This is a genomic window from Edaphobacter sp. FHG110511_03, from assembly GCF_059115365.1.
The window spans coordinates 1,003,804-1,029,636 of record NZ_JBZYWL010000001.1 but is presented as its reverse complement, the minus strand read 5'-3'; the positions used below and the strand labels follow the sequence as shown (position 1 = coordinate 1,029,636).

Annotated in this window: 22 protein-coding genes; 12 read left to right on the top strand and 10 right to left on the bottom strand. The window is 59.0% G+C overall.

Annotated features, from left to right (window positions below):
- The first annotated feature begins 45 nt into the window (after nucleotides 1-45).
- From AC5S26_RS04125 to AC5S26_RS04110, 4 genes are all read left to right on the top strand, one after another.
- Nucleotides 46-1,146, top strand: a complete 1,101-nt coding sequence (locus tag AC5S26_RS04125) for an alpha/beta hydrolase family protein (RefSeq protein WP_494183581.1) — start codon at nucleotides 46-48, stop codon at nucleotides 1,144-1,146.
- Nucleotides 1,147-1,317: 171 nt separating this feature from the next.
- A complete protein-coding gene (locus AC5S26_RS04120) occupies nucleotides 1,318-1,734 on the top strand; it encodes an AAA family ATPase (protein ID WP_494183580.1) in 417 nt (138 codons plus the stop codon).
- Between the two features lie 194 nt (nucleotides 1,735-1,928).
- Nucleotides 1,929-2,165: a hypothetical protein gene (locus tag AC5S26_RS04115; RefSeq protein ID WP_494183579.1), complete on the top strand. Its 237-nt coding sequence runs from the start codon at nucleotides 1,929-1,931 to the stop codon at nucleotides 2,163-2,165.
- Between the two features lie 311 nt (nucleotides 2,166-2,476).
- Nucleotides 2,477-3,427, top strand: a complete 951-nt coding sequence (locus AC5S26_RS04110; RefSeq protein ID WP_494183578.1) for a diacylglycerol/lipid kinase family protein — start codon at nucleotides 2,477-2,479, stop codon at nucleotides 3,425-3,427.
- 149 nt (nucleotides 3,428-3,576) lie between these two features.
- On the opposite strand, the gene sseA is transcribed toward AC5S26_RS04110, so the two are convergent.
- Nucleotides 3,577-4,425, bottom strand: a complete 849-nt coding sequence (gene sseA / locus AC5S26_RS04105) for a 3-mercaptopyruvate sulfurtransferase (protein WP_494183577.1) — start codon at nucleotides 4,423-4,425, stop codon at nucleotides 3,577-3,579.
- A gap of 275 nt (nucleotides 4,426-4,700) precedes the next feature.
- On the opposite strand from sseA, the gene AC5S26_RS04100 reads away from it, so the two are divergent.
- Entirely contained in the window at nucleotides 4,701-7,388 is a 2,688-nt protein-coding gene (locus tag AC5S26_RS04100) for a glycosyl hydrolase (protein WP_494183576.1), read from the top strand.
- A 41-nt stretch (nucleotides 7,389-7,429) separates the two neighbouring features.
- Here the strand turns inward: AC5S26_RS04100 and AC5S26_RS04095 are convergent, their stop codons facing one another.
- Together AC5S26_RS04095 and arsM are read right to left on the bottom strand one after the other, a co-directional pair.
- Nucleotides 7,430-7,849 carry an arsenate reductase ArsC gene (locus tag AC5S26_RS04095; protein WP_494183575.1) on the bottom strand — a complete coding sequence of 140 codons (420 nt, stop codon included), beginning with the start codon at nucleotides 7,847-7,849 and terminating at the stop codon, nucleotides 7,430-7,432.
- Between the two features lie 23 nt (nucleotides 7,850-7,872).
- On the bottom strand, nucleotides 7,873-8,781 hold the full coding sequence (gene arsM / locus AC5S26_RS04090) for an arsenite methyltransferase (RefSeq protein WP_494183574.1): 909 nt from the start codon (nucleotides 8,779-8,781) through the stop codon (nucleotides 7,873-7,875).
- A gap of 76 nt (nucleotides 8,782-8,857) precedes the next feature.
- On the opposite strand from arsM, the gene AC5S26_RS04085 reads away from it, so the two are divergent.
- Both AC5S26_RS04085 and arsB read left to right on the top strand, forming a co-directional pair.
- Nucleotides 8,858-9,289 carry an ArsR/SmtB family transcription factor gene (locus AC5S26_RS04085; RefSeq protein ID WP_494183573.1) on the top strand — a complete coding sequence of 144 codons (432 nt, stop codon included), beginning with the start codon at nucleotides 8,858-8,860 and terminating at the stop codon, nucleotides 9,287-9,289.
- Entirely contained in the window at nucleotides 9,289-10,398 is a 1,110-nt protein-coding gene (gene arsB / locus AC5S26_RS04080; protein WP_494183572.1) for an ACR3 family arsenite efflux transporter, read from the top strand. Before AC5S26_RS04085 ends, arsB begins: the two co-directional genes overlap by 1 nt.
- A gap of 278 nt (nucleotides 10,399-10,676) precedes the next feature.
- On the opposite strand, the gene AC5S26_RS04075 is transcribed toward arsB, so the two are convergent.
- Nucleotides 10,677-11,159 carry a hypothetical protein gene (locus AC5S26_RS04075; protein WP_494183571.1) on the bottom strand — a complete coding sequence of 161 codons (483 nt, stop codon included), beginning with the start codon at nucleotides 11,157-11,159 and terminating at the stop codon, nucleotides 10,677-10,679.
- Nucleotides 11,160-11,768: 609 nt separating this feature from the next.
- Here AC5S26_RS04075 and AC5S26_RS04070 point away from each other — a divergent pair.
- Both AC5S26_RS04070 and AC5S26_RS04065 read left to right on the top strand, forming a co-directional pair.
- The gene (locus tag AC5S26_RS04070) at nucleotides 11,769-12,971 is read left to right on the top strand and encodes a D-alanine--D-alanine ligase family protein (RefSeq protein ID WP_494183570.1); all 1,203 of its coding nucleotides are present in this window, start codon (nucleotides 11,769-11,771) and stop codon (nucleotides 12,969-12,971) included.
- 51 nt (nucleotides 12,972-13,022) lie between these two features.
- A complete protein-coding gene (locus tag AC5S26_RS04065) occupies nucleotides 13,023-13,913 on the top strand; it encodes a VOC family protein (protein WP_494183569.1) in 891 nt (296 codons plus the stop codon).
- Between the two features lie 83 nt (nucleotides 13,914-13,996).
- Here AC5S26_RS04065 and purF read toward each other — a convergent pair whose 3' ends face one another.
- The 3 genes from purF to dut all read right to left on the bottom strand — a co-directional run bounded on the left by purF (nucleotide 13,997) and on the right by dut (nucleotide 18,517).
- Nucleotides 13,997-15,466, bottom strand: coding sequence for an amidophosphoribosyltransferase (purF, locus tag AC5S26_RS04060; protein ID WP_494184601.1), 1,470 nt, complete (start codon nucleotides 15,464-15,466; stop codon nucleotides 13,997-13,999).
- A gap of 35 nt (nucleotides 15,467-15,501) precedes the next feature.
- Nucleotides 15,502-17,913 (bottom strand): phosphoribosylformylglycinamidine synthase subunit PurL, encoded by a 2,412-nt coding sequence (purL, locus tag AC5S26_RS04055; protein WP_494183568.1) that lies wholly within the window; start codon nucleotides 17,911-17,913, stop codon nucleotides 15,502-15,504.
- A gap of 163 nt (nucleotides 17,914-18,076) precedes the next feature.
- Entirely contained in the window at nucleotides 18,077-18,517 is a 441-nt protein-coding gene (gene dut, locus AC5S26_RS04050; RefSeq protein ID WP_494183567.1) for a dUTP diphosphatase, read from the bottom strand.
- A gap of 111 nt (nucleotides 18,518-18,628) precedes the next feature.
- Between dut and AC5S26_RS04045 the strand changes: the two genes are divergently transcribed.
- From AC5S26_RS04045 to AC5S26_RS04035, 3 genes are all read left to right on the top strand, one after another.
- Nucleotides 18,629-19,966 (top strand): ArnT family glycosyltransferase, encoded by a 1,338-nt coding sequence (locus AC5S26_RS04045; RefSeq protein WP_494183566.1) that lies wholly within the window; start codon nucleotides 18,629-18,631, stop codon nucleotides 19,964-19,966.
- Between the two features lie 174 nt (nucleotides 19,967-20,140).
- Nucleotides 20,141-20,341 carry a cold-shock protein gene (locus tag AC5S26_RS04040; RefSeq protein WP_035350315.1) on the top strand — a complete coding sequence of 67 codons (201 nt, stop codon included), beginning with the start codon at nucleotides 20,141-20,143 and terminating at the stop codon, nucleotides 20,339-20,341.
- Between the two features lie 154 nt (nucleotides 20,342-20,495).
- Nucleotides 20,496-20,918, top strand: a complete 423-nt coding sequence (locus tag AC5S26_RS04035; RefSeq protein ID WP_494183565.1) for a hypothetical protein — start codon at nucleotides 20,496-20,498, stop codon at nucleotides 20,916-20,918.
- 402 nt (nucleotides 20,919-21,320) lie between these two features.
- On the opposite strand, the gene AC5S26_RS04030 is transcribed toward AC5S26_RS04035, so the two are convergent.
- From AC5S26_RS04030 to AC5S26_RS04020, 3 genes are all read right to left on the bottom strand, one after another.
- Nucleotides 21,321-21,509 (bottom strand): hypothetical protein, encoded by a 189-nt coding sequence (locus AC5S26_RS04030; protein ID WP_494183564.1) that lies wholly within the window; start codon nucleotides 21,507-21,509, stop codon nucleotides 21,321-21,323.
- A gap of 721 nt (nucleotides 21,510-22,230) precedes the next feature.
- Nucleotides 22,231-22,905 carry a cyclase family protein gene (locus AC5S26_RS04025; RefSeq protein WP_494183563.1) on the bottom strand — a complete coding sequence of 225 codons (675 nt, stop codon included), beginning with the start codon at nucleotides 22,903-22,905 and terminating at the stop codon, nucleotides 22,231-22,233.
- A 107-nt stretch (nucleotides 22,906-23,012) separates the two neighbouring features.
- Nucleotides 23,013-25,610 carry a hypothetical protein gene (locus AC5S26_RS04020; RefSeq protein ID WP_494183562.1) on the bottom strand — a complete coding sequence of 866 codons (2,598 nt, stop codon included), beginning with the start codon at nucleotides 25,608-25,610 and terminating at the stop codon, nucleotides 23,013-23,015.
- Between the last annotated feature and the right edge of the window lie 223 nt (nucleotides 25,611-25,833).

Sequence of the window (25,833 nt, the reverse complement as noted above, 5' to 3'; positions counted from 1 at the left end):
TCCCTGAAAGAAATCGCTTCGTCCCACATCCATACAATGGTCGCCATGAAACTGCTGGCGCTGCGGTTCTTTCTTCTCCTTGCCGGATTCCTCGTCCCCTGCGTCTCGTTCGCTCAGAAGACCTACACGGTTGGCTTCGAGACCCGCTCCTTCATCGACGACACCCGCCGCAACTACTCTGACACCGGTCCGCGTCCGATCGAGACCGTCATTTGGTATCCCGCTGCCGACGGTTCCGTCGCCGCCGTGCAACCGGAGCCCGAGAGCTTCGTCAAAGGCATGTTCGTCATCGAGCCAAACGCTCCGAAGGCTTCGCTTCCCACAGGCAGCAGCAGGTTTCCACTCATCGTCCTCTCGCACGGCACATCCAGCCTCGCCTACTCCATGGGCTGGCTTGGCTGGTTTCTTGCCTCCCACGGCTACATCGTCGCCGGGGTCAATCACCACGGCAACACCGCCGCCGAACCCCAGATGCTGCCTCAGGGCTTCGTTCTCGAATGGGAACGTCCGCGCGATATCTCCGTGCTCATCGACAGGATGCTCGCGGATCCGAAGTTCGGCCCGCACATCGACGCCGCACGCATCGGCGCTGTAGGCCACTCCGCTGGGGGAGCCACCGTCATCGAGATCGCAGGCGGAGTCTTCGACGCAATGGGCTACTGCAACGCGCACCCTCAGGACGCCAATTGCAATCTCCCGCCTATCTTTCAGCAGTGGGTCGCCGGTTACAACAAGATCAAGGACACCGACCCCGTCGTCCTCGAAGCTCTCCGCCACCAGCGCGACCCACACCTCGACTCTCGCGTAAAAGCGATCTTCGCCATGGCTCCCGCCGTAGGCTTTGCCTTTAGCGAGCAAAGCCTGAGGTCGATCCACGTACCAGTCTTTATCGTTGTCGGTGCTGGCGATACGGTCGTCGATCCCGTGACCAATGCCGAGCGTTATGCGAAGTTTATCCCCGGCGCGCAACTCAAAATCTTTCCCGGAAGCGCCAACCATTACATCTTCGGAACTCTCTGCAAGCCGTCAGGCGAAAAGGCCCTCGCCTCCTGCAAACCCGACGCCGGGGTCGACCGCGCTCAGATTCACACGGAAACAGAAGACCTCGCTCTCAACTTCTTTCAGAAGAGTTTGAAGGGGAAGTAATGAGCAACCCGCCTCCACATTCGTCTCTTTCGGACGTCTCCACGAACTCTGTTCTATCTTGTCCCCAGCCGCGCCGGAGCTCACCGATGAACTTTACCCGTTCCATCAAGCCCACCCGCCCTCTCTCAACCCTGACGCTCCCGCCCCCGCTTCGACAGAAGCTCGAGAGTATTGCTAACTGCACCACCACCCTCTACACCCGCGGCCAACACGGTTCTCCTCACCGGCACCCCCTCGGCATCGAGAGCCGCCGCCGAAGCCATCGCCCACTCGACCGGGCGCGAACTTCTTCGGGTCGACCTGGGCGCGTTGACCTCCAAATACATCGGAGAGAGGGAAAAGAACCTCGATCGCGTCTTAGCGAACGCCGATCCCTCTCGTTCCATCCTCTTCTTCGACGAAGCCGACGCTCTCTTCGGCAAGCGTTCCGAGGTCAAAGACAGCCACGACCGCTACGCCCCATATCGAAATCTCATACCTTCTGCAACGCCCGGAGTCCTTCTCCGGCATGGCCATCTTTGCCACCACTTCGGAGGTCAAACCTCCCTCCGGAAAACCGTTCCGGCACACCCTCCGCCTTCCTCCTGATCCCGAATAGGCAGCGCATCCTCAGCCCATTCACGAAAGATTTTTATAAGAAACAGCGAACCAACCTTCACTTTCGCGCGTCCCATAGATATCGGGTCACGACTATAGACAGCTAAAATAACTCACGATCCGATCTCTCTCGATCTGGTGGTGCAGTTTTCCGCCTCCTGACCAGCGAGGGAAGGAGGAAGACCATGGCAGTCACGCCTGTGTTTACATGCCTCTGCGGAATCCAGAAGAAGTCTACGAACCACTGGGTTCTTGCCTCGGTGACTCCTGCAGGAATTACTTTCATGCCCTGGGACTGGAAACTCGCCCAAAGCGACGACATCATCGTCCTCTGCGGGGAGGGCTGCGCCGCGGCACTGCTCAGCCGCTCTCTGGGAGATTGGAAGCAGGCAACCGAAACCGCGCTCGCTGCGACTGCATAATCGCAGCAGGTGCGGCTGAATCCAGGTTCGTCCCTCGCCGGGGAAGGCCTGTGCCCCTCGCATCCCTACAAAAAAATCCCTCTCTGTTCCGCATCTCGATGCCCGAAGACGCTCGCTCCGCAACTCCCCTGTTTTTAGATCCATCGCCCGTAGATCCATCGCCCGTAGATCCATCGCCCGTAGATCCATCGCACGTAAATCCATCGCACGCAGATCCTTCGCACCTAGAACAACCACTCCGGAACACAACTCCTTCTTCCACGATCCTCGCTGCCGACCCACTCGAGCTACAAAGCAGTTAAGATGATCGCGTGCGCAAGATTTTGTTGCTGGCGAATCCCGTCTTCCAATCCCAGCAGCGGCGATATCTCCCTCGCATCCTGCGGGTGTTCGAACAAGCTGGCTGCGACGTTGAAGTCCAGCAGACCGGACCGGATCGCGCAGCAGACAGCGCCGTCATCCGCGCCATCGAACGCGGCATCGAAGGCGTGATCGTCTGTGGCGGCGATGGAACGGTCTTTGACGCTTTGCAGGGCCTTGCCGGGTCAGAGATTCCCTTGGGGATCTGCCCCTTCGGCACCGGAAACATCCTGGCGCAAAACCTGAAGATTCCCGCGGATCCCGTCAAAGCGGCACAGTGGCTGCTTCAAGCAACCCCGCGCCCCGTCCCACTGGGCAAGATCACCTGCTGTTCCCCCGCAGGCGCGCGAACCTGGTTCTTTGCCATGGCCGCGGGAATGGGCGCGCACGCTGCGATGATGGCGGCAGCGCTCCGATACGGGAAACACAGCGCCGGGAAGATCGCCTACTTTGCCGCTGGATTTCAGACGCTCCTCACCCAACCCGTCCAGCCGTTCGAGCTCGAGATTACAACCCTCGATGGAACCGTCCTGCAAAGGAACGCCTCCGAGATGATCGCCGTTCGCGTCGCCGAGCTGAATCGATGGCGCCCCGGCGGTGGACTGGAGCTTCCCTTCCTTCGTCTCGCCAGCGTCGAGGAGGCGTCGCGTATCCGCCTTGCCCAAGCCTCGTTGGAAGCCATGTTGCTCGGGGCAGGCCAGCGCGACCGCAAGCCCCGGCAGAATCCCGCAGCTCGTTATGAAGATGTGAAGCGCGTGCAGTGCCGCCCCATCCCGGGCTTGAAATACAAACAGCCGATCACCGTGCAGGCGGATGGAGAGATTCTGGGAAGCTCCTGCGCCACCATCGAGATGGCAGACGTAAAGGTCAGCCTGCTGGCAAACCCAACGCCCAACCCATAAATTCCCCCACCACGTCATTCCGAGCGCAGCGTAGCGGAGTCGAGGAATCCCTGTATTTCGCCAGTGCCACCACAAAAGCACGGTTAGCCCAATCAGTTCAAACCAGAAGCCGTCGAAGCATCTGCAGTCCGTAGCAAACCGGGCGCGCTTTAACGATCCTTCTCGATCACAGCCTCCGGACGCTGCGCATACTCAGCCCACGATCCGTCATACAGGCTCACATCTTTCGCCCCTGCAATCTCCAGCCCCAGCGCAATCACCGCCGCCGTCACGCCCGACCCGCACGTCGTCGTAATCGGCTCTGCCAGATCAACCTTCTTCGCCGCGAATACTTCGCGCAGCCGCTCCGCATTCTTCATCCGGCCCTCGGCAACCAACTCCGTAAACGGAACCGAGGTCGCGCCCGGCATATGGCCGGAGCTGATCCCCGGCCGCGGCTCCGGAGCCGTGCCCTCAAACCTTCCCGCCGAACGCGCATCCAGAATCTGCCCCCGCGCCGTAATCCCCTGCTGCAGCTGCACGAAATCCTTCACCGCGTCCCGATCCAGCTTGGCCGTGAAGCTCGCCCTGCCCCGCTCCACCGGACCCGACTCTACCTGCAGTCCCGCCTTCGTCCATGCCTCAAGACCTCCATCGAGAACATGCACCTCTCGAGCGCCAAAGCTGCGCAGCATCCACCAAGCCCTGGGAGCCGAAAAAACACCTGCCTGCTCATACACAACAATGGTCATCCCATCGCCAATGCCCATCTCCGCCATCTTCTGCGAGAACTCTTCCTCCGCCGGCAACATGTGCGGCAGCGCAGTGGAGTGGTCCGAGAGCTCGTCGATATCGAAGAACACCGCCCCCGGAATATGCCCCTCAAGGTAACGTCCGCGTGTATCCACAGGCGGCGTCACTCCCACCGGAGGAAGCGTTGCATCGAGCACAACCGTTTGAGGATCATTGAGGCGATCGGCAAGCCACGAGACGGAGACCAGGGGATTCAAAGCATTCATAGAATCAGCTTACTTCGTCTCCGGAGAAGCTTCACCTCCGCCTCCTGAAAGCCAAACCCGGCGTGACGATCCTGCGACATACACTGTTGGGGATGAAATCGCGTCGTTCCGTCTGGATCTTTCCATGGGCCTTTGCCGCTTCCCTCGCCTTGTGTCTCGCTTCCACAACGAGTACTCAAGCACAGACGCACAACCGGCAACGCTCTTCTCTGCAAGCAGGCTTTCGCAATCCCCCTGCCTCATCGCGGCCCTGGGTCTTCTGGATGTGGCTGCGGGTGAAGACAAATCACGCAGCCATCACGGCGGATCTCGAAGCCATGCACGCCAAAGGCATCGAGGGTGCGATCCTCTACGACAGCGGCGTCGGCGACGAGATGCAGGGCACCACAAAGATGGTCCTCGCCGACAAGGGTTACAAGCAGATTCCAACGACGGACTTCCCCGGCGCGCACTTCTCCGAGATTCCCTCTCCGCCCATGCAGTCGTGGCAACCGGAATCGCGTGAGCTGGTACGGTTTGCCGCGCAAGAAGCAGCGCGCATCGGAGTGAAGCTGGTCGTGACCGTAGGACTGGCCAGCACCTCCGGCGACATTCCCGTCGAAGATTCGCAGCAGAAGCTCGTCTGGTCGGAGACCGCCGTAAAAGGCCCGGCGAAGTTCTCCGCTACGCTCGCCGAGCCAAAGACTGCGATGCGCCCCAGTAAAGACGCCGTGCACTCGATGGTGGCGGAGAAATTTACGCTCCCGGACATCGCGAAGTATCGGCATCCGATCGCAGTGCTCGCGGTGCCGGATCGCGAGCACTTCGACGAAACAGACGTGATCGACCTCACCAACAAAGTCGACGCGAATGGAAGGCTCAACTGGGACGCTCCCGCTGGCGCGTGGACCGTGTTGCGCTTCGCCTACGAGCCCACGGGAATGCGAAACGCCTGGGGCCTTTACACCGACGGAATGAGCAAAGAAGCCCTCGACAGAACCTGGGACGTCACTATGGGCAGCGTGCTCAAGGAGATGTCAGCCAGTGAGCGCAAAGGCCTCTATGGAGTGGAGGACGACAGCTGGGAAGCCGGGCCCACCACATGGACGCGATTGTTTCCCGCCGAGTTCGCGCGTCTGCGCGGATACGACCTCATCCATTGGCTGCCAGCACTGGCCGGCAAGTCGATGGGCAATGCAGGCGATGCGGAGGCCGTGCGTCGCGATTACTACCAAACCATCGCGGATGTAATCGCGACAAACCACTATGCGCATCTCGGCGAGATCGCGCACCGCAACGGGCTCCGATTTTATTCAGAGGCCGCCGGGCCCAACTCAGGCCAGCTCGATCCGCAGCAGGACGTAAGCGGTGTGGATGTTCCCATGGGCGAATTCTGGGTTCCCTCACCCCACCGGCCCACGCCCGACCGCCGCTTCCTCATGCGGGACACCGCAAGCGCAGGGCACATCTACGGCAAGCACCTTCTCGGATGCGAGAGCTTTACCTCCGTCGGTCCGCACTGGGAGGACACCTTCTTCGACATGAAGAACACAGGCGACCAGGGATTCGCCGATGGCTGCAATCTGATCGTGGTCCACAACTACAGCCAGTCGCCCTCTGTCACCGCAAAGCCCGGTTATGTCTACTTCGCAGGGACGCACTACAGCCGCAACACCACCTGGTGGGATGAGACCCCGGCATTCAACGCCTACCTTGGCCGTAGTGCGTTCCTCTTGCAGCAGGGATTGTTCGTCGCCGATGCGCTGTACTATCGCGGCGACGCCATCGGTCAGATCGAGCAGAGAAAGACGGAACCCGCTCTTCCAGCCGAAGGATACGACCACGACAACATCAACCTCGATGCCCTGCTGCATCGCCTGACCGTGCGCGACGGACGCCTTACCCTGCCCGATGGAATGAGCTACCGTATCCTCGTGTTGCCTGCGAATACCCCAATGACTCCCGAGGCTCTGACGAAGATCGCCGGACTGCTTCGAGCGGGCGCAGTCATCGTTGGGCCGAAGCCTTCAGGCATAGCAGGGCACGTGCTCGACGCAAACGTGAAAAAAGAGTTTTCCGCTGCCGTGGATCAGCTCTGGAGTGACCGGCTCAAAGACGGAGAAATCTTCCAGGGCAATGCGAAAGAGGCACTGCATGCATTGAAGCTGCAGCCCGACTTTACCTACACCGGACTGAGCGACAAAGGAACCATCGACTGGATTCACCGCCGCACCGGAGATACCGAGATCTACTTCATCGCAAGCAAGTGGGACCCGGAAGAGAAGATCTCTGCAACGTTTCGCGTTGCGGGCAGACAACCAGAGCTGTGGGATCCCGTAACCGGCGAGATTCGCGACGCACATGCATTCTCGCAGACGGACGGAAGAACAACCGTACCCCTGCAATTCGGCCCGCGAGGCTCGACATTCGTGGTCTTTCGTAGGCCCATCGCGCGGTCTGCCTCAGGCACCGCGCAGACAAACTATCCGGCCATCAAAAAACTTGAAACCCTGAACGGACCATGGCAGGTCGCCTTCGATCCAAAGTGGGGAGGCCCGGAGCACATCACCTTCGACACCCTGACCGACTGGACAAAATGCCCTGAGTGGGGAATTCAGCACTACTCCGGGGCTGCACGTTACACAAAGACCTTCAGCCTTGCATCTACTCCGCAAGCCCGCGAAAAACTCTTGCTAAACCTGGGCGAAGTGCACGAGGTAGCTGCAGTCCGTGTGAACGGCAAGGATGTCGGCGTCGTATGGACGAAGCCAACCCGGACCGACATCACAAAGTTTGTCCATGCCGGAAAGAACGAACTGGAGATCAAGGTTGTGAACCTCTGGCCCAACCGGTTGATCGGAGATGCCAGCCTTCCCCCAAACCAACGCCTGACTGAGACCAACGTCCACAAATTCAGTGCGAAGACACCCTTATATCCTTCCGGTCTGGATGGACCGGTAACGGTAGAACGCGCCGCGTTCTGAAGATCGCTTTCCTGCGACGAAGGCGCCAGCCTCGGCGCCTCTCATCGCGAAGATTCATTCCCGGCCAAAACTCCCTCTGCCGTCAGAAGCCGCTGCACCCGGCCTCGTATCTCATCGCGAATCACTCTCACCTCCTCGATCGGCAGACCCTTCGGATCCCGCAAAGGCCAATCCTCTCTTCGAAACCCCGGAACATAAGGGCACTTGTCTCCGCAGCCCATCGTCACAAGCAGGTGAGCCTCCCGCGCCAGCTCGTCCGTCAGCTTCCGCGGTCTTGCATCGCTCAGGTCGATCCCGGCTTCCTGCATAACCGCCACAACCTCCGGATGCACGCGCAGCCCCGGCTCCGTTCCCGCGGACACGGCCTCCGCTCTCTGTCGATCCACCAGGTGATTGAAAAAGGCCGCAGCCATCTGTGAGCGGCCCGCATTATGAACGCAGGCGAAGATTACCGTGTACATTGCCTCTCCTGAAACATCCCGGTTTATGAGCAGCAGGCAGGCCCGCAGCACGTCTTGGCCGAAGCCGATTCTGGTTTCACCGCGTAGACCTTCACGCTGGCCGCCGCCGCATTCACGTCATATTGCGAAAGCAGCGTCTTAAGATCGTCATGCAAAGATGACTCACCGGCAGGCGGAGCGCAGCAGGCACTTTCAGAACTATCCCCCACCATCGCGGGGGAGCAGCAACCGGCCTGATTCTCAACCTTGCCGTAGGCATTCAGATCCGCTCCGCTGTCCACAATCTCGACGTGCTGAAATCCCGCCGCCAGCAGGCCAGCGCGATAGTCTTCGATCAGGATGGCTCCCGCAACGCACCCCACGTAAGCTGCCATGCTTTGGGCCACAGCTTCAGGAAGTTCGTGCTTCAAGGCGATATCGCTGATGGCGACACGGCCACCCGGTTTAAGGACGCGGGCCATCTCGCGAAAGACCGCAGGCTTGTCCGGCGCCAGATTGATCACGCAGTTGGAGAGAACGCAATCCACCGAGGCATCCGGCAGAGGAATCCTGTCGATGGTCGATTGATAGAACTCCACATTGGTGTAGCCGCCCTTTCGCGCATTCTCACGTGAACGCTCGATCATCGCCGTCGTCATATCGATGCCGATGGCCCGACCCTTCTCTCCCACTTGTTTTGAAGCGAGAAAGACATCAAGCCCGCCGCCCGAGCCCAGGTCAACGACCACCTCTCCCGGCCGCAGATGAGCGGTAGCCGTTGGATTCCCGCAGGACAAGCCCATATTCGCCTCTGCCGGAATGGAGGTCAGCTCCTCGACGCTATAGCCAAAGGCCTCCGCCACGGCCTTGACTCCCTCGTGATGGCTCGACAGCGAGCTCTCCGCAACCATGCTGTACTTCGACTTCACCGAATCCAGAATCTGCTCAGGCATGTCGCCCTCCTACATATTCGCTTAGGCGACTATAGGAGCTTGCCATCGCATACGTCAAGGCGTATATATTAAATTCATGGCGGCAAAACCGGCTTTCAATGTGGAACGTTTCTTTCAGGCGCTCGGGGACAACACTCGCCTTCGCCTGTTGAACCTCATGGGAGACCAGGAGATCTGCGTCTGCTACTTCGTCGAAATTCTCGGAGGGCCTCAGCCGAAGATCTCACGCCACCTTGCCTATCTCCGCAGCGCGGGAATCGTTGCGGCGCGGCGCGAGGGCAAGTGGATGCACTACCGCATCGTCATGCCGCCCCACATCGGCGCCGCGCAGATTCTCCGCCAGACGCTCGATTGGCTTACCGAAGACAAACAAATGCGCGCCGACCGGGCCACGCTCACGAAGGCCTGCTGCGCGCCAGCGAAATACGCTCTTCTCGACGGAGCTCCCCTGCCCTCGTCCATCGCCCCTCTGTCATCCACAAAAAACACCTCCTGCGAGTCCTGCTGATGTCCGTTGCCCCCGTTGCACAAGGTCGCATCTGCGCCCCCGCCGCTCGAAAGAAGCTCTCGTTTCTCGATCGCTTTCTGACCCTCTGGATCTTTCTTGCGATGGCTCTCGGCGTCGGGATCGGCCATTTCGTTCCATCCACCGCGGGCTTCGTAAACCGCTTTCAATCGGGAACGACCAACATCCCCATTGCGATCGGGCTGATCGTCATGATGTTTCCCCCGCTGGCCAAGGTTCGTTACGAAAAGCTGGGAGAGGTCTTTCGCAACCGGCGCGTACTCGGACTCTCGCTGGTGCAGAACTGGCTGATCGGTCCGGTGCTGATGTTCCTGCTGGCCCTGGCCTTTCTTCACGGCGAGCCTGCCTACATGCGCGGACTCATCCTCATCGGCATCGCCCGCTGTATCGCGATGGTGCTGGTCTGGAATGAGCTCGCCGAAGGTGATACCGATTATGTCGCCGGGCTGGTGGCCATCAACAGCGTCTTTCAGGTGCTCTTCTACAGCCTGTATGCCTGGGTCTTCCTGACCATACTTCCCCGTTGGTTCGGTCTTCACGGAAGCGTTGTTCCCATCGGAATCGGCCAGATCGCAAAGAGCGTCGGCCTCTATCTCGGCGTCCCCTTTGTCGCTGGCTTCCTCACCCGCTACGCTCTCATTGGCCGCAAGGGAGAGGACTGGTATCGCACCCGATTCGTTCCACGCATCAGCCCGCTCACCCTGGTAGCTCTGCTCTTCACCATCCTCGTCATGTTCTCGCTCAAAGGAGACCTGATCGTCCGTCTCCCGCTCGATGTGGTAAAGATCGCAATCCCCCTGGTCATCTACTTCCTCATCATGTTCCTGGTCAGCTTCTGGATGGGGAAACGGTTGGGCGCGGACTACGCCCAATCCGCCACGCTCTCCTTCACGGCGGCGGGCAACAACTTTGAATTGGCTATCGCGGTAGCCGTAGCCGTCTTCGGATTGAACTCGGGCGAGGCCTTCGTCGGAGTCGTCGGCCCTCTAATCGAGGTTCCCGCACTGATCGGGCTGGTTAACGTCGCCTTCTGGATCAAGCGCCGCTATTTCACTTCGGAGACCAAAGGCGTGGTCGCTTTTCAGCCTTAAAGGGCTCCAGCCTTCACCATTTAATTCCAAACACTTCCGCCGTCATTCCGAGCGAGCGCAGCGAGCCGAGGAATCCCTGTATTTTTTGCAGGATCCACAATCGAGGGTTCCACTTCATTGGACCTTTTCAAGCCATCGAGATCCCAGAGCAAAGCTCACCTAATCCCAAACAGCCCTCACCGCGAAGCGAGCCGAGAGCCTGCCTGAGCGAATTCGAACGGGCATCCCTGTATTTTGCAGAGATACCCAATCGAGAATCCCACCTCCGCTGGAACTTTTCAGGCCGCTGCAATCCCTAGCGTGAAGTTCACCTTCGCCACCGCGGCCTTCTCTTCCTCGGTGACCAGCGTTCCCCCAAACCCAAGGAATCCGCCCTCCTTGGTAGCCTCTGCCGTGGCATCGGCAATCTTGCCCAGCCACTGCTTCACCTCGGCGGCCTCTTCCGGCGTGGCTTTCTTCGCCAGCAGCTCTGACGTGCGCCGCAGAATCTCCGTCGCGGCATCCTGCACTGCCGTAGGCGAAGCTCCCGCGGGCGGTTTCGGAATCGACATCGAGGCCTTCATGTCCTCGGCCAGGGCTTTCAGCAGTGGAGTCTGCGCCGAGCTCGCTGCAGAAAGAATCATCTTCCCCACCGCAGCCGACTCCTGCACCAGCCCTACCGGCCCGCTCGGACTCGCCGCCACCACCAGGATCCCCGCCATCATCGGCGAAGAACGCAACAGGTCCCACTCCTCTGCGCTGTAGTCTGGCTTTGTGCTCATCGAATGCCTCCGCCCCACGCAAGGCATCTATGCCGGCGGGGCCATTGGATTAGTCAGCAGGAAGATAGAAGATTGGCCCGCCGCTATCGCCGACGCCTTGAGGCTACCCAGCCTCCCCTCCCCTGTCAATTTGCAGACCATGAATTAAAGAAGAACGCAGATTCAAATCCCTGAGCGAAGCCGAACGGGTGCCCCCACCAGCAAAAACAGCAGCTTCAGCCCGAGATACCCACACCACAATTCACGTCATCTCGACAATTCACGTCATCTCGACCGAAGCGCAGCGAAGTGGAGAGATCCCTGTATTGCGCTTCTCCACAGACCGCCACGCGCAACGTGCCCGGCAACCGCCCTGTCAAGCCTCTATTCGACCCAACCACCACATTCAAAATGGTTTACCCGTTGCCGATCAGTTCCCCCTCGCTCCCTATAATAGAAGTAGCATTCGAAAATCGTGGGAGGCTCAAACCGCTCCCGCGACGAGGTCCGGACCTAAATTCCCTGAATCGAAGACTTTGCGTAAAAAAGTACGGGGAGGGGTATACCTGCGTGGTACGGCGTCAAACTTCCGCACCAATCCTCCGGCGCATAGAAGAGACTGAAAGAAGTATGAAGAAAAAGCAGCGCATCGGAATCCTCTTCGGGGGACGCTCCGGCGAGCACGAGGTCTCGCTCCTCTCCGCCGCATCGATCCTCAAGGCCATCGACAAGAAGAAGTACGACGTCGTCCCCATCGGAATCACCAAGCAAGGCCAGTGGGTCACGGCCTCCGACGCCCACGCCCTCCTCACCGGCAAACAGGCTCCCGATAACCCACGCCTCGCCGGCGACCCGGCCACCACCCCAACCGCCGCCGTCCTCAAACGCGGCGAAGCCATCATCATCCCGCCGGTCCCGGCCGAGTCGCTCCAGCCCCTGCAGCTCCGGGCAAGCCCCGAGCTCTCCCGGCCCGCGCTCGATCTCGACGTCATCTTCCCCGTCCTCCACGGAACCTTCGGCGAAGACGGAACCATTCAGGGCCTCTTCGAGCTCGCCGACATCGCCTACGTCGGCTCCGGTGTCCTCGGCTCCGCCGCCGGAATGGACAAGGCCGCAATGAAGAAGCTCTTCGCCGCCGCCGGCCTGCCCCAGACCCCCTGGATCTCGCTCCTGCGCAGCGAGTGGCGCGCCAACCCGAAGGCCTGCACGAAGAAGATTGAAGCCGCGCTGAAGTATCCGATCTTCGTGAAACCCGCGAACCTCGGCTCCTCGGTCGGAATCAGCAAGGTCCACGATCGCTCCGAGCTCGCGGCCGCCATGGATGAAGCCGCCAGCTTCGACCGCAGGCTGGTCATCGAGCAGGGCGTCGGAGGAGCAGGCGCGAAGCCTCGCGAGCTCGAGGTCGCCGTCCTCGGCAACGACTCTCCCGAGGCAAGCGTAGTCGGTGAGATCGTCCCCGGCGCCGAGTTTTACGACTACGAAGCCAAATACCTCTCCGACGCCAGCGTGCCGATCATCCCGGCGAAACTCACCTCCGCCGAGTCGAAGCAGATCCGCCAGATGGCCATCGAAGCTTTCAAGGCCTGCGACTGCGCCGGACTCGCCCGCGTCGACTTCCTGATGGAGCCCGCAGCCAAGGGAAAGAAGAAGGGAAAGAAGCCGCGCATCTTCCTCAACGAGATCAATACGCTTCCCGGCTTCACCAGCATCAGCATGTATCCCAAGCTCTGGGACGCGAGCGGCCTGCCCTACAAGCAGCTCATCGACCGCCTCATCCAGCTCGCCGTAGAACGCCACCAGGAGAAGCAGCAGACCCAGTTCTCCCGCAGCTAACCGGCGCACCTGCATTGACTTCGCGACGGGGCCCGGGTAGAGTGGCGCTCGATGAAAAAAGCGCTCGCACTCGTGGTTTTATTCGCTGCGGTTACCCTCGCGTGGTCGCAGCAGCGTCCGGCTATCACTGGAATCGCCTTCGTTCGCGTCTACGCCAGCGACGGCGCAGCCACCGCGAAGTTTTACGGCCAGACGCTCGGCTTTCATCCAGACAAGGCTGGCGAGATCACCCGCTACGCCGTCAACGACTCGCAGTGGATCGAGGTGACGCCGCTGCCTTCGCCCGCTCCGAACGCGCGACTGGCTGCCGTCGGATTCATGACGCGGGATGCGAAAGCACTTCAGAGCTACCTGAAAGCTCACTCAGTCGAGATCGTCGATCCCCTTAGCAAGGGTCGCTTCAGCGTGCGCGATCCCGAGGGCAACCTGATCTTCTTCGTCCAGCAGGTGAAGGGGCCAGCGATCCCGGGCGCGGTCCCTGCGACTGCAGTCTCGCGACGCATGATCCACGCCGGCTTCGTCGTAAAGGATCCGGCCACCGAAGACCGCTTCTATCGAGACATCCTCGGCTTCCGCCCCTACTGGCATGGCGGACGCAACGACTCCACGACCGACTGGGTGAGCGCGCAGGTCCCCGATGGATCGGACTGGCTGGAGTACATGCTCAACATCAGTCCGAATGCGACTCTGAAACAGATTGGCGTATCGGACCACATGTCGCTCGGTGTAACCCACATGAACGACGCCATCGCCGCTCTCGAGCGCAATCACTGCGAGGGCCCCAACTGCTCCTCCGCGAAGACCGGCCGCGACGGCAAGGTGCAAGTAAATCTCTACGATCCAGACCTGACTCGAGTAGAGATGATGGAGTTCGAACCTGTGGCCAAGCCCTGCTGCTCGGAGTTCACCGCAAAACATCCCACGGAACAGGAAGCCCGCTAGAACAGAACATGGAGCGATGACAACACGCCGGCCTTCGAGAGTATGAAGGTGAACTTCGACTACCTGAACTCGGTGAAGCTTACCTAACCGACAGTCGTCACAGCCGGAAGAATGTCAGCGACATCGACCCACTGGGTGGGATAGTCGCCGGTATAGCAGGCGGTACAGAAGTCGCCGGGCTCAAGGCCATGGAGCGGCTCGCCTGTTGTGCAGGAGTGGGTCAGACCGACGAGGGAGAGATAGGCGAGCGAGTCTGCCTCGATATACTCGCAAATCTCTGCAACGGATTGGTTCGCTGCGATCAGGTCCTTCTTGCTCGGAGTATCCACACCATAAAAACACGGCGAGATCGTCGGTGGACACGAGATGCGCAGATGCACTTCCTTCGCCCCGGCTGCCCGAACCATGCGCACGATCTTGCGCGAAGTGGTTCCCCGGATGATCGAGTCGTCGATCAGGATGACGCGTTTTCCCTCAAGCAGCGAACGCACCGGGTTGAGTTTCATGCGGACGCCGAAGTCGCGCACGCGCTGCTCCGGCTGGATGAAAGTGCGGCCAACGTAGTGATTGCGGATGAGACCGAGGTTGAACGGGATTCCCGACTCAGCGGCGTATCCGAGTGCGGCAGTCACGCCGGAGTCGGGCACGGGGACCACGAGGTCGGCATCGACGTGGGACTCGCGGGCGAGCTGACGGCCCATTTCCTCACGACTCTTCTGGACCCAGCGACCATAGATGCGCGAGTCCGGACGAGCGAAGTAGACGTGCTCGAAGATGCAGCTGGCCTGCGGGGTCTTGGTGTCGAAGTAGCGGCTGGTGACACCGTCTTCGGAAACCATGACGAGCTCGCCGGGCTTCACGTCGCGCTCGTACTTTGCATGGAGCAGATCGAAAGCGCAGGTCTCCGAGGCGAAGACGAAGGTGTCGGGCGCGCCATCGACGCCGGGGATGCGGCCCATCGAGAGCGGACGGAAGCCATGCGGGTCGCGTGCGGCGAAGATGCGGTTGCGCGTCATCATCACGATGGAGAAGGCTCCGTCGACCTGCGAGAGCGAGTCGGCGATGCAGTCGACTAGAGTCGATGCCTTCGAATGCGCGATGAGCTGGATGATGATCTCGGAGTCGGAGGTGGTCTGGAAGATGGCTCCGTCACGCTCGAGCCGCTCGCGTGAGTTGCCGAGATTGACGAGGTTGCCGTTGTGCGCGATAGCGATGAGGCCCTTGGTCGATTCAACCGAGATGGGCTGCGCGTTCAACAGCGCGGAGTCGCCGGTTGTCGAGTAGCGCGTGTGGCCGATGGCCATGTGGCCGGGAAGCTTGGCGAGAACCTCGTCGGTGAAGATCTCGGAGACCAGCCCCATGCCCTTGATGTCGTTGACGTTCTGACCGTCGGCGGAGGCAATGCCCGCAGACTCCTGCCCACGATGCTGCAGCGAGTAGAGACCCCAGTAGGTCATGCGCGCGGCATCGGGATGGTTGTAGATGGCCATCACGCCGCACTCTTCGCGCAGCTTGTCGAACGGGGTCTCGTCGTCCTGCAGATCCTCGATCATGACTTCTTCATCGTTCAAAGCGGTGAATTCATTTTTCATGCCGTCACCACCTCTTCTGCAAGCTGGGCTTCGAGAGCGCCGGACCACGCCTGCTTCAGTTCACCTATCGTTGAGTTGATCAGCGTCTTGCCGTTGACCTCTATGGTGTAGTCGCCTGAAGTGACTTCGCCGATGGCGAAGGCCCAAACACTTCCAACTTCCTTCAACACTGTCTGAATCTCTTCAATCTTTACGGGATCGGCGGTCGCGATGACAGACGATCCAACCTCACTGAAGAGACGCTCAGAGAGCAGGAAGGGCTCATCGGACTCCATCTTCATGGAGACCTTCACACCAAGCTCGTTTGGAAAGCCGCTCTTGGCGAATGCGGTAACGCAGCCACCGTCCGAAAGATCTGTAGCTGACTGGAGGAGCCCCTTCGCCGCGAGTGCTATCAGTGCCTTGTGGAGAGCTGCCTCCTCGTTGATATCCAGCGCTGGTGGAGCTCCCCAAAGCTCTCCCAGGACCGTCTTCGCGAAGTCGGTCGATCCCATGTCCTGCTTTGCGTTGCGGCCCTTGCCGCTCAGCGCGGAGATGAAGAGAACGGCGTCCCCGGACTTACGTAAGGAAGCCGGCACAGCCTTCGTCACATCATCAATAATTCCGACAATCCCAAGCACCGGGGTCGGATAAATTCCCACGCCCTTGGTCTCGTTGTAGAGCGAGACGTTGCCGCCGGTGACCGGAGTTCCCAGCGCGTTACAGGCTTCGGCGATGCCGTCGATGGCGGCTGAGAGCTGCGCCATGATCTCAGGCTTTTCAGGGTTGCCGAAGTTCAGGCAGTTCGTCGCGGAGACCGGAGTCGCGCCGGTACAGGCGACCTTGCGGGCGGCTTCGGCGACGGCGTGCATCGCGCCGAGTTTGGGATCGAGATACGTCCAGCGTCCATTCCCTGCGAGAGCCATCGCGAGACCGCGCTCACGCGGAGCGTGCTTCTGTTCCCTGTCGTCGGTCGGAGAGAGCGAGGTGCCCTTGGTTCCCGTTCCCTTGATGCGCATCACTCCGGCTTCGCCACCGGGGCCCTGCACGGTGTTGGTCTGAACCATCGAGTCGTACTGCTCGTAGACCCAGCGCTTGTCGCAGATGTTGGCGCTGGCGAGAAGCTTTTTGAGGTCTGCGGTGTAGTCGCGGGGCTTCTTCAGCTCTTCGAGGACATGCGTCGGAGGATCGAGCGGAACCGGAGCCTTCCATGTGCCGACGGGACGGTGATACACAGGAGCGTCGTCGGTGAGCGACTGGTTCGGAATGTCCGCGACCAGAACTCCGCGCTGGGTGATGCGCATGTGCGGCTCGGCGGTGACCTCGCCCACGATGGAGGCGTCGAGGCCCCACTTCGAGAAGACGTCGAGAACTTCGACTGCTCGCTCTTTGTCGGCGACCAGAAGCATGCGCTCCTGCGATTCCGACAGCATGATCTCGTAGCTGGTCATGCCGGTCTCGCGCTGAGGAACGCGGTCGAGCTCGACGGTGAGGCCAAGGCCGCCGCGTGCGCCCATCTCGCAGGTGGAACAGGTGAGGCCTGCCGCGCCCATGTCCTGAATGCCGAGGACGGCCCCGGTGGCCATGGCTTCGAGGCAGGCTTCGAGGAGAAGCTTCTCCATGAAAGGGTCGCCCATCTGGACGTTCGGGCGCTTCTGCTCGGAGCCTTCAGTGAATTCTTCGGACGCCATTGTCGCGCCGTGGATGCCGTCGCGGCCAGTCTTCGCGCCGACGTAGATGACGGGGTTGCCGATGCCGACGGCCTTGGCATAGAAGATCTCGTCAGTCTTCACGAGGCCGAGTGCAAAGGCGTTCAGAAGCGGGTTGCCGGAGTAGCAGGGCTCAAAGCGGGTCTCGCCGCCGAGGTTGGGTACGCCGAAGCAGTTGCCGTATCCGGCTACGCCGTGAACGACTCCGGTGGCCACCTGATGATTCTTGCGCCGCAGAGCCTCATCGGGCTCAGTCTCGTCGAGCGGGCCGAAGCGGAGCGAGTCCATGACGGCCAGCGGACGGGCGTTCATCGTAAAAATATCGCGCAGGATTCCGCCGACGCCGGTGGCCGCGCCCTGGTAGGGTTCGATGTAGCTGGGGTGATTGTGCGACTCGATCTTGAAGGCGCAGGCCCAGCCGTCGCCCACGTCGATGATGCCGGCGTTCTCGCCGGGTCCCTGAACCACGCTTCCGGGGCCGGTGGTGCGCTCCCCTCGGGTGGGAAGGCGCTTGAGGTGCACGCGCGAGGATTTGTAGGAGCAGTGCTCCGACCACATGACCGAAAAAATCCCCAGCTCAGTCAGGCTGGGGGTACGGCCAAGCGCCTCTTCGATTCGCTTGTACTCGTCCGGGGTGATGCTGTGCTGCTTCAACAGCTCCGGAGTGATGGTCGCTGGGGAGGGTACCGCTATGGGATGTTCCGCTTGCAGATTGGCCATGGCTCGCAAGGTTAATTGTACGTGACATGCGGGTCTCCTGTTGTCGGCGGAGACATTCCCGCGCAGGTGGCGATAGCGAAGCTGTCACATGCCCTCGACCAGTCATGACGACAGGTGCTGCCATCTCGATCATTTCAGAAGGTTCTGAGCCGAGATTTCTCGTTTACGCGCCGGTGCTGCCGAACCCGCCAGCTCCCCGTACTGCCTCGCCGAGCTCTGCAACTTCTTCAAAATCAGCTTCGATGCGCTGTACGATTCTGAGCTGGGCGATCCGATCGCCAGGCTTGACCTCGGCAGCTGCTGCTCCCAGATTCGTGATGACGATGCGGATCTCGCCCCGATATCCGGGATCAATGACGCCCGCCAGAGTGGTGATGCCCTTCAGCGCCAGCCCAGAGCGATCTTCGACGAGCGCACCGTGTGTGGATGGAAACTCCATGGCGATGCCGGTGGAGACGGCTGCGGTCGCGCCGGGCTCGAGGATAAGGCCCTCGGAGGCGTAGAGGTCTGCCGCCAGATCGCCATACTCTCCCACATGCGAGTAGCGCGGAAGCCGCGCCTGTTCCACTAACTTTTTCACCCTGATCCGTACGGCCGAACTCATCCTGAAAGGTCCCTCATTCCACAACGATCTTTCAGCGATGATCGCCGGGGGGCTCATGAAAAAGCAAATATGGGTCTTGAGGGACGAGTGGGAAGCTAGAATCAAAGCACGATGCTGCAACGCCTCTGGACGTGGATGAAAGCGGAAGATTCACGCGCAGAGGGCGATCCTCGGGCACCATGGCGTCTCTTCTGGGTCGCCTTTGCGATACGCGTGCTTTACATGACGCTGGCGCACAGCTATCGGATCCGGCCTTTTGTCGACCACTTTCAGTTCGGTTGGGAGGCCGGGCGCATCGCGCGCTCCCTTGCCACCGGTCATGGCTACGCCAATCCGTTTGCCCCAACCTTTATGGGCCCGACCGGTCCCACGGCATGGGTTCCTCCCGCCTACCCCATGCTGATCGCCGGAGTCTTCAAGCTTTTTGGGGTCTACACGAATGCCTCGGCGTGGGTCCTGCTCTTCATCAACTGCGTTCTGTCGGGATTCACGGCCATGGCCGTCTGGGAGATCGCCTGCCGCTGCTACTCCCGCACCAACGCCGTCTGGTCAGGCTGGCTTTGGGCGCTCTACCCCGCAGCCATGCAGTATGCGGTCCGCTGGATCTGGGAGATGACGCTGACGACCTTTCTCTTCAGCTTCGTCCTGGTCCTGGCGCTGCGCATGCGAAATATCAACGTAAATCCTGCCACGGGCGAAGCCTCGTCCCGTACCAGCCAGACGCGCCAGTGGCTGCTCTTCGGCCTGGTGTGGGGGGTCATTGCCCTATCGACCTCCACGCTGCTGCTCTTTCTTCCCATCTGCGGGCTCTGGATTCTGATCGGCACGTGGAATCGTCCTCATGCACTGCGAAACGCCGTCCTTGCCGGGATCGTCTTTATCCTCTGCCTGACTCCTTGGGAGATCCGCAACTATCGTGTCTTTCACGCCTTCGTGCCTATCCGCGGCAATCTCGGGGTCGAGACGTACCTTGGGAATGGTCCCGGCTCCAATGGCTGGGTGATGGTCTATGACCATCCCAATATGGCGACCAATCAGCTTCAGCTTTACAGGGAGATGGGCGAGGTCCGGTACGCGAAGATGCGAGGCGACCTGGCGAGGGACTATATGCGCGCGCACCCCCGGCACTTCCTCGCCAACACGATTAAGCGCTTTTATTTCTTCTGGATCAGCGTGCCCTCGGACGCTCCATGGGCGCTTGAGCTTCCCCGGGTAATCAGCTACAGCTTCATCAGCCTGGCGGGACTTCTCGGCCTGGGGCTGGCGCTTTATCACTCGGTTCCGGCTGCCGGGCTCTTCGCCTGGATCTTCGTCCTTCTGCCGCTGCCGTACTACACGGTCTTCGTGCAGGCACGTTTTCGGCATCCTCTGGAACCTGTCATCACCATCCTGGCTGTCTATCTTTTCCAGTCGGCCAGGCCGCGCCTGTCCCGGTCCCGAACCGCTTAGACTGGCCCAGAAAGGCCGCCTGGCCCTTGAGGGTATCGGCGCGAAGCCGATAATGGTACACTAGAAACTGATCGTCGAATCCGATCTGGTTCTTGCTTGTTCTGGTTACCCTCTACTCGCAAACAATCCACTTTGAGTTCAGCGGTACATTTCATGCAGCACAAGGAACGAGTTATGGAACAGGGAATTGTTAAATGGTTTAACGACGCAAAGGGTTTCGGCTTTCTGAGCCGCGCCAACGGCGAGGATGTATTCGTGCATCACTCCGCTATCCAGAGCAACGGCTTCCGTTCGCTCCAGGAAGGCCAGAGCGTCCAGTTCAACGTCGTCAAGGGCCCCAAGGGCTGGCAGGCAGAGAACGTTCAGGCTCTCTAATCCTGAGATAAGAATCATGGAAGGGGCGGTCCTGAGGACCGTCCCTTTTTGGTCTTCCGAAGAGATTGCATCTTAATAAGTTCTGATTGCAGATCGCCTCGCGTCGTTCGCCAGCACCCCTATGTCGCAACCAGAATTCCCCGGAGGATTCACAATGTCCACTCCACCCCATGGAAAGTACCAGCTCCGCACTCTTCACGAGGAGATCGGTCTCTTCGATCGCAAGCTGGCCCATCTGCTCAAATACGAAAGCTTTCCTTCAGAGGCAGAGCGTGAGGCTGCCGCCGGCAAGCTCAATTCCAAGCGCAATCTGCTGGTAAAAAGTGCGCTTCAAATGGCCAAGGATGGCGTCGAGTTCAGTCCGTCCGAGGTTCCTTCTTCACTCAGACCGGTTGGAGAACAAAGCACCGATCCCGTCCCTTCGTCTGCCGAGCCTTCTTCCGAGATCCAGCAGCTGGTCCCGTCTGTCAAAACGCAGGATGCGCAGGCTCAGCCTTCCCCATACGCCGGAACCTCCTTGGATTGCCGGCTGGAAGTACAAGCCTACAAGCGCACCAAGACGAAGAAACAGGCCTAGGTCAACATCATTCGAAGATCGTTCGTTTGCTAGCTGTATCCGGGTTCGCACTCGCATCGTCGGACATTCCTCGTCGTCGCGGCCCTATCTCGAAGCCATGTCAGAAACACTGATATTTGCGAAAAAGCGCGCTTTTAGGAAGCGATTCGTTGTCGGTCGCGGTTCAATGAGTGAATTGTCCTGTAATCCTCGATTGAGCCAGGCGTCGGCTGAAGCGTGGGGCAAGGGCGTAGCCCTTACCCCGCCAGATTCTCTAATGGGATGGGATACGAAAGCTTAGAAATGCTTATTTGCCAACTTGTAGGGTCGGTCAGTTTGCCTTGGGGAGTGTTTGTAACATAAGTAGAGTACTGATCACCGGCCGCGATACAACACAGGCCAAGAAGATATGCAAGATCAGGATCAAAGCCTGCTGGCAATGGGTTTAGTGGTTGTGGTGGATTCGAGCTTGCAATACATGTTGTTGTTTTTTTCGTCTGCCGAAATCCGCATGATTGAAAGTTGTTCGGCGTTGCTTGTGTGCAGAGCGGCAGGAGTCGTAGTTTTTTCGTCGGTGTGCAGTGTCTGAGGAACAGTAGTTATTTCGGACATGACGGATCTCTACATTGCGTCGTTGTTGGATTAGCAACGGAGCAGGCGGGAGAAAGTTAATTCGAATGCAATGAATATCCGATTATTGACTACCCGGAATTTGGTCTGGTTACACCGCTCTCGGTTGTACCGCATCCTGTCTTCAAAAGTCCAATGATCAGATCCCTACTTACTATTCAACAACTCAGGCGAGTTGTTACGCACGTTACCGACGGCTTTTGCTGATCTCACCGCAAAGCCGTTCGACAAACCATACAGTCACGCTATTTTGTCCGATGAGTGCTGACGGAAGCGGACGACGATGCTGGCTCACAGTCTGAGGCGTTGCCGGCCTCCATCTCTAAGCAAGTGTCAGATTAAGCGTTATTTTGTACTGGATTCAGAGCTATTGGATACCAGCTTGAATTCTTCAGCGATACAGGATACTGGCCCCCGGGTGCGACTTTTCGAAGATGTGATGACCACTGAAATCGCCGGCACCAGCCCTTTAAAATCGCTTCGCCGGAGAGATGCTGGTTCGATAAGCCAAGAAGTTACCTCTGAAGGAGGAGTTGCTGGACAAGCGTCCTGATGACTTCACGAGTTCCTTCGCCCTGGCTTAACGCACGGCGCGGCCTAGGCGGATGGCTTCATTCTTGCGGCGTCTTAGGAAATAAGTGCCAGCAACTTCCAAGCCTGGATCAAGCACCCGCTCGTCAACGGCAGTTCTTGCAAAAATCAACTAATCACTGCACTCCGCAAAAATCACGCACGGTGCACTGTCAAGGCCATCGAAGAGCCATGGAACGACGTAGACCTTATCAAGCTCAGGCAGCGGGTTCGGTAGGTTGGTATCTTCAATCAAGAGAATTGGCCGGCTCGAATACTCTTCGCATCCGAGAAAAACACGGTGCGCCTCGCAACCTTCCTCCATGTGCGACATCGCCGCGATCGAAACGAAATCGACAGCGAGTGCCTTGAGGTCTGAAAATTGACGCATGAGAAAATCAGCCGCTGCCTTGGAAAATCCGGGGGAATGATCGACATACATCTTTGCGTCGGTGCGATACTTTCCGAACCCCGAACGTAGGATAAGCAGATCGCAATCCCTGCGGCAGGCGGAAGATGCCTCGAGATGTTCAGGGAGAATCAATTCGTCCGGTGACACTTGGATATCCATCACAACCGTCTTTGTGAAGATGAGCTCGGACAGGTCGTACTCGGAGATCTTCCTACCCTGGGGGTTGAAATGGAATGGTCCATCGACATGTGTCCCCGCATGATTACTGGTCGTCAGATAAAACGAGTTGCACCCATCGCCCTTCGCAAGATCGTAAAACCTGTCGAGCCGCGGACCGGGTAGCGCACTGTAGAACGGCGTGGACTCAGAGAGATTATGGGAGAGTTTGATAACCATACAACGGATTCTAGAGTGGTTCGGTATCTGTACGCCGGGATGATGCAAGCATCTGTACCCCCTGCATCCTGTATACGGGAAGGAAATTTGCACCTTTATTTCCAGGGTCAATAGCTCGCATCAATTTGAAAGGCGGCCTCTCCCTTTACATTCGGAATTCTGATCCACTCTTTGTTCGCATCGAAATCGCTCCACGGTTGGCCGTTCACAGTCACGTTGCGAATCGGTAGGTTCTGTGGATGACGCACGCGAACCAGAATGGTCTTTCCAGGATCTGGCGCATCGAGCCGAAGCAAGGCTTCGATGTGACCACTGGCGACATGGCTTCTTAGCTCGAACGAGATATTTCCGAACAAGGTCGGAGCACCGCTGACCGTAATCGTCTTGCCGTCCTGCAACCATGCTCGTGGCGTAGCCTGTCCAAGAATGAGAGTGTCATCATCCCATTCACGGACGAGCATATTGCGATAGATCTCAAACCAGGCTCCATCTGTACTTGGCGGGCCAAAATACTGTCCCCAGCGCCATCGGTGCTCCACGGGCTCGTACCCACCCTGGCTGAAGCCCCCAGCCATCAAGCTGTAAAACGTGCGGATCGTGGCCTTGGGGTCATCGCGAAGCAGATAAGCAGCCGCCTGCTGGCTGTAGACAGGTTCATTCGCCAGGCCCCACTGGTGCAAAAAGAGGTTATCTTCGTGATCATTCAAAATTGCATCGGCCAGTTCCCCTTGTGCAGGCAAAGCCTTCAATCGGAGAAGATGGGCTACCCCCGTATCCACATCCGATGGATACCACTGCTCATAGTTCCTCCCTGCATGATCGGCGTCTGATGGAACGAAAGAAACCCACGTGTGATCTCGCAACTGCACCAGGGGAGATCGAACCGTCGACACTCGAACCGCTCGCTCTATTGCAGTGCGGTACTCTGCTGCGACCTTACTGCACTCTAAAGCTCGTGGGCTTCCGTACTTTGTCAGTGCTTTGCCCATCATCTCGACACCGGCATACAGATACGCCTGATTGAAGGTCCAGTAGCCGACTCCGGTGATGTCGTTCAGGGGCCCCGCCACAAGACCTTCCGTTGCACCAGCGACCGACGAGGCCCCGCGAATCTGCGCGATGGACCAGTTCAGCGCCTTCAGCGTCTCCGGGAGCAGTTGCTCGAAACTCTCACGGTCGCCCGAGAGCAGATAGTTCTGCGCGACTGAATACAACATCCCCGGCGTGTAGGCATGCCAATGTGCAAATCCGTCAACGCGGCCGCTAAACTCCTGGTTATTCCGAAAGATGGCGGCCATCTCTTCTGTCGCGACTTGGTTGTATCCGCGCAGGCCGTAGATCATGTAGTCGACATAGACTGCCTGATTGATCGGCCACGGAGTTCCTGTCTGGTCATACGCAAAGTTCGAATAGGGTAAGTCCATCTCCTTGTCGCTGTGTCTTCGAGGCAAACGCAGGGCATGCCAAAGATTGGCATTGAACAAATCATTGACAGCCTGCTCGGGTACATGAAACTTAGCGCCCTGCGCCAGATAAGCGGACCAGAAATTCAGCGTCTCTGTTCTTGCCTTCTCATAGTCCAATGCCTCGAACGCAGCTATGTCTTTCTGATCAACTATCGGCGAAGGAAGTGTGACATAGAACTCGCGTGTACCACGAGCAGGTAAATCAATTGAGACCGTAACGTCTACACGTTTCGACTTCTGACCTCGCTCGTAGACGCCTACCCAATCAACCTTCTCTCCCCTTGCATTGACGGCCAGGACTGCGTGACGACGCGCATCTTCGCTTAGCACGAGCATTCCATCTCGGTACTCACTCACAACATCCGTGTCTCCCTGCAATGACAGAAAGCGTTCATGCGACATCGTCACAGGAATCGTGTGTGCCACGCCTGTAAGGTCAGTCAGCCGCACCCGCTGCAGCAACACCATCTTTAGGTCGCCCGTCCTTTTCTGCGGCGGACCGTTCAGGGGATAAGCGAATTGCTCAACCTCATAAAGAACATTCTCACGCTCGAAGAGCGTCGTCATCACTGGAAGCCCTTCCGCCAAGGTCTGGCTCTTCCAGTAAGGAATGATTCCGTCGGCGAGGTTACCGAAGCCAAACCAGAACCGAAATCGATCGGGATTTCCATAGTCGTTCCAGACACCGGCTCCGCGATCGATCCCGAACTTCGGAATAGCACTATCCCACGCGAGACCGACGATGTGCCCCGGTCCCTCTTGTACAGGGTGGGTATAGGCGGGGCTTCCCATATTCTCCCATCGCTGTTTGAACTGTTCGTAGCTGGCCTCCGGGTCGCGTTGCACCCGGTCGAGCACGCGGCCACCTCTGTATGGAGCAGATGTGCTCTGATACTCGGCAAACGAAACAGATTTCGCTCCCGTCGAGAGATACATATCGAGCGAAGGAATCCAAAACGTCTTATTCCGTACCAACTGGTCGATGGTCAGGGTAAAACCGCGCGTGCCTTCCGCATTAAGTTCCACCCTGATCCGGCGCGAATCGATACGAGCTGCAGGATCGCCCAGAAGTCGCGCCGCGGTATCAGCGTCGGAGTGAGCAATCAAATCGGCCCATATGACGTGGAGGTCCTGTAGCGGCTTGACGTCCATCTTTGGATAAGCAAGCTCAAACGTCTGCGTCTCTACATGTCCTGCCCCGGCAGTGCCTTGCCATAAACTTTCACCACGGACCGTCACGCCGCCTTCCATCACGAGACGAACATGGAATGGTTCACGTTTCGAAGCCGTCTGGCCCAAAGAAAGGCGAACTGTAAGCGCCTCCCGCGACTGCGCACGAAGGCTCCCCCCACATAAAAGAATAAGTGCGATCGTTGCTCCGCAGGAGATCCCACTCCGTTGGCGGCTCCAATCCAGCAGCCTCTTTGAAAAAGTTCGAACTCCAAAAATTGACAACAGCATT

Coding starts and splice junctions, on each gene's coding strand:
- AC5S26_RS04125 (WP_494183581.1), top strand. CDS start 46: ATGAAACTGCTGGCGCTGCGGTTCTTTCTTCTCCTTGCCGGATTCCTC.
- AC5S26_RS04115 (WP_494183579.1), top strand. CDS start 1,929: ATGGCAGTCACGCCTGTGTTTACATGCCTCTGCGGAATCCAGAAGAAG.
- sseA (WP_494183577.1), bottom strand. CDS start 4,425: ATGAATGCTTTGAATCCCCTGGTCTCCGTCTCGTGGCTTGCCGATCGC.
- AC5S26_RS04095 (WP_494183575.1), bottom strand. CDS start 7,849: ATGTACACGGTAATCTTCGCCTGCGTTCATAATGCGGGCCGCTCACAG.
- arsM (WP_494183574.1), bottom strand. CDS start 8,781: ATGCCTGAGCAGATTCTGGATTCGGTGAAGTCGAAGTACAGCATGGTT.
- AC5S26_RS04085 (WP_494183573.1), top strand. CDS start 8,858: ATGGCGGCAAAACCGGCTTTCAATGTGGAACGTTTCTTTCAGGCGCTC.
- arsB (WP_494183572.1), top strand. CDS start 9,289: ATGTCCGTTGCCCCCGTTGCACAAGGTCGCATCTGCGCCCCCGCCGCT.
- AC5S26_RS04075 (WP_494183571.1), bottom strand. CDS start 11,159: ATGAGCACAAAGCCAGACTACAGCGCAGAGGAGTGGGACCTGTTGCGT.
- AC5S26_RS04070 (WP_494183570.1), top strand. CDS start 11,769: ATGAAGAAAAAGCAGCGCATCGGAATCCTCTTCGGGGGACGCTCCGGC.
- AC5S26_RS04065 (WP_494183569.1), top strand. CDS start 13,023: ATGAAAAAAGCGCTCGCACTCGTGGTTTTATTCGCTGCGGTTACCCTC.
- purF (WP_494184601.1), bottom strand. CDS start 15,466: ATGATCGAGGATCTGCAGGACGACGAGACCCCGTTCGACAAGCTGCGC.
- purL (WP_494183568.1), bottom strand. CDS start 17,913: ATGGCCAATCTGCAAGCGGAACATCCCATAGCGGTACCCTCCCCAGCG.
- dut (WP_494183567.1), bottom strand. CDS start 18,517: ATGAGTTCGGCCGTACGGATCAGGGTGAAAAAGTTAGTGGAACAGGCG.
- AC5S26_RS04045 (WP_494183566.1), top strand. CDS start 18,629: ATGCTGCAACGCCTCTGGACGTGGATGAAAGCGGAAGATTCACGCGCA.
- AC5S26_RS04040 (WP_035350315.1), top strand. CDS start 20,141: ATGGAACAGGGAATTGTTAAATGGTTTAACGACGCAAAGGGTTTCGGC.
- AC5S26_RS04035 (WP_494183565.1), top strand. CDS start 20,496: ATGTCCACTCCACCCCATGGAAAGTACCAGCTCCGCACTCTTCACGAG.
- AC5S26_RS04030 (WP_494183564.1), bottom strand. CDS start 21,509: ATGTCCGAAATAACTACTGTTCCTCAGACACTGCACACCGACGAAAAA.
- AC5S26_RS04025 (WP_494183563.1), bottom strand. CDS start 22,905: ATGGTTATCAAACTCTCCCATAATCTCTCTGAGTCCACGCCGTTCTAC.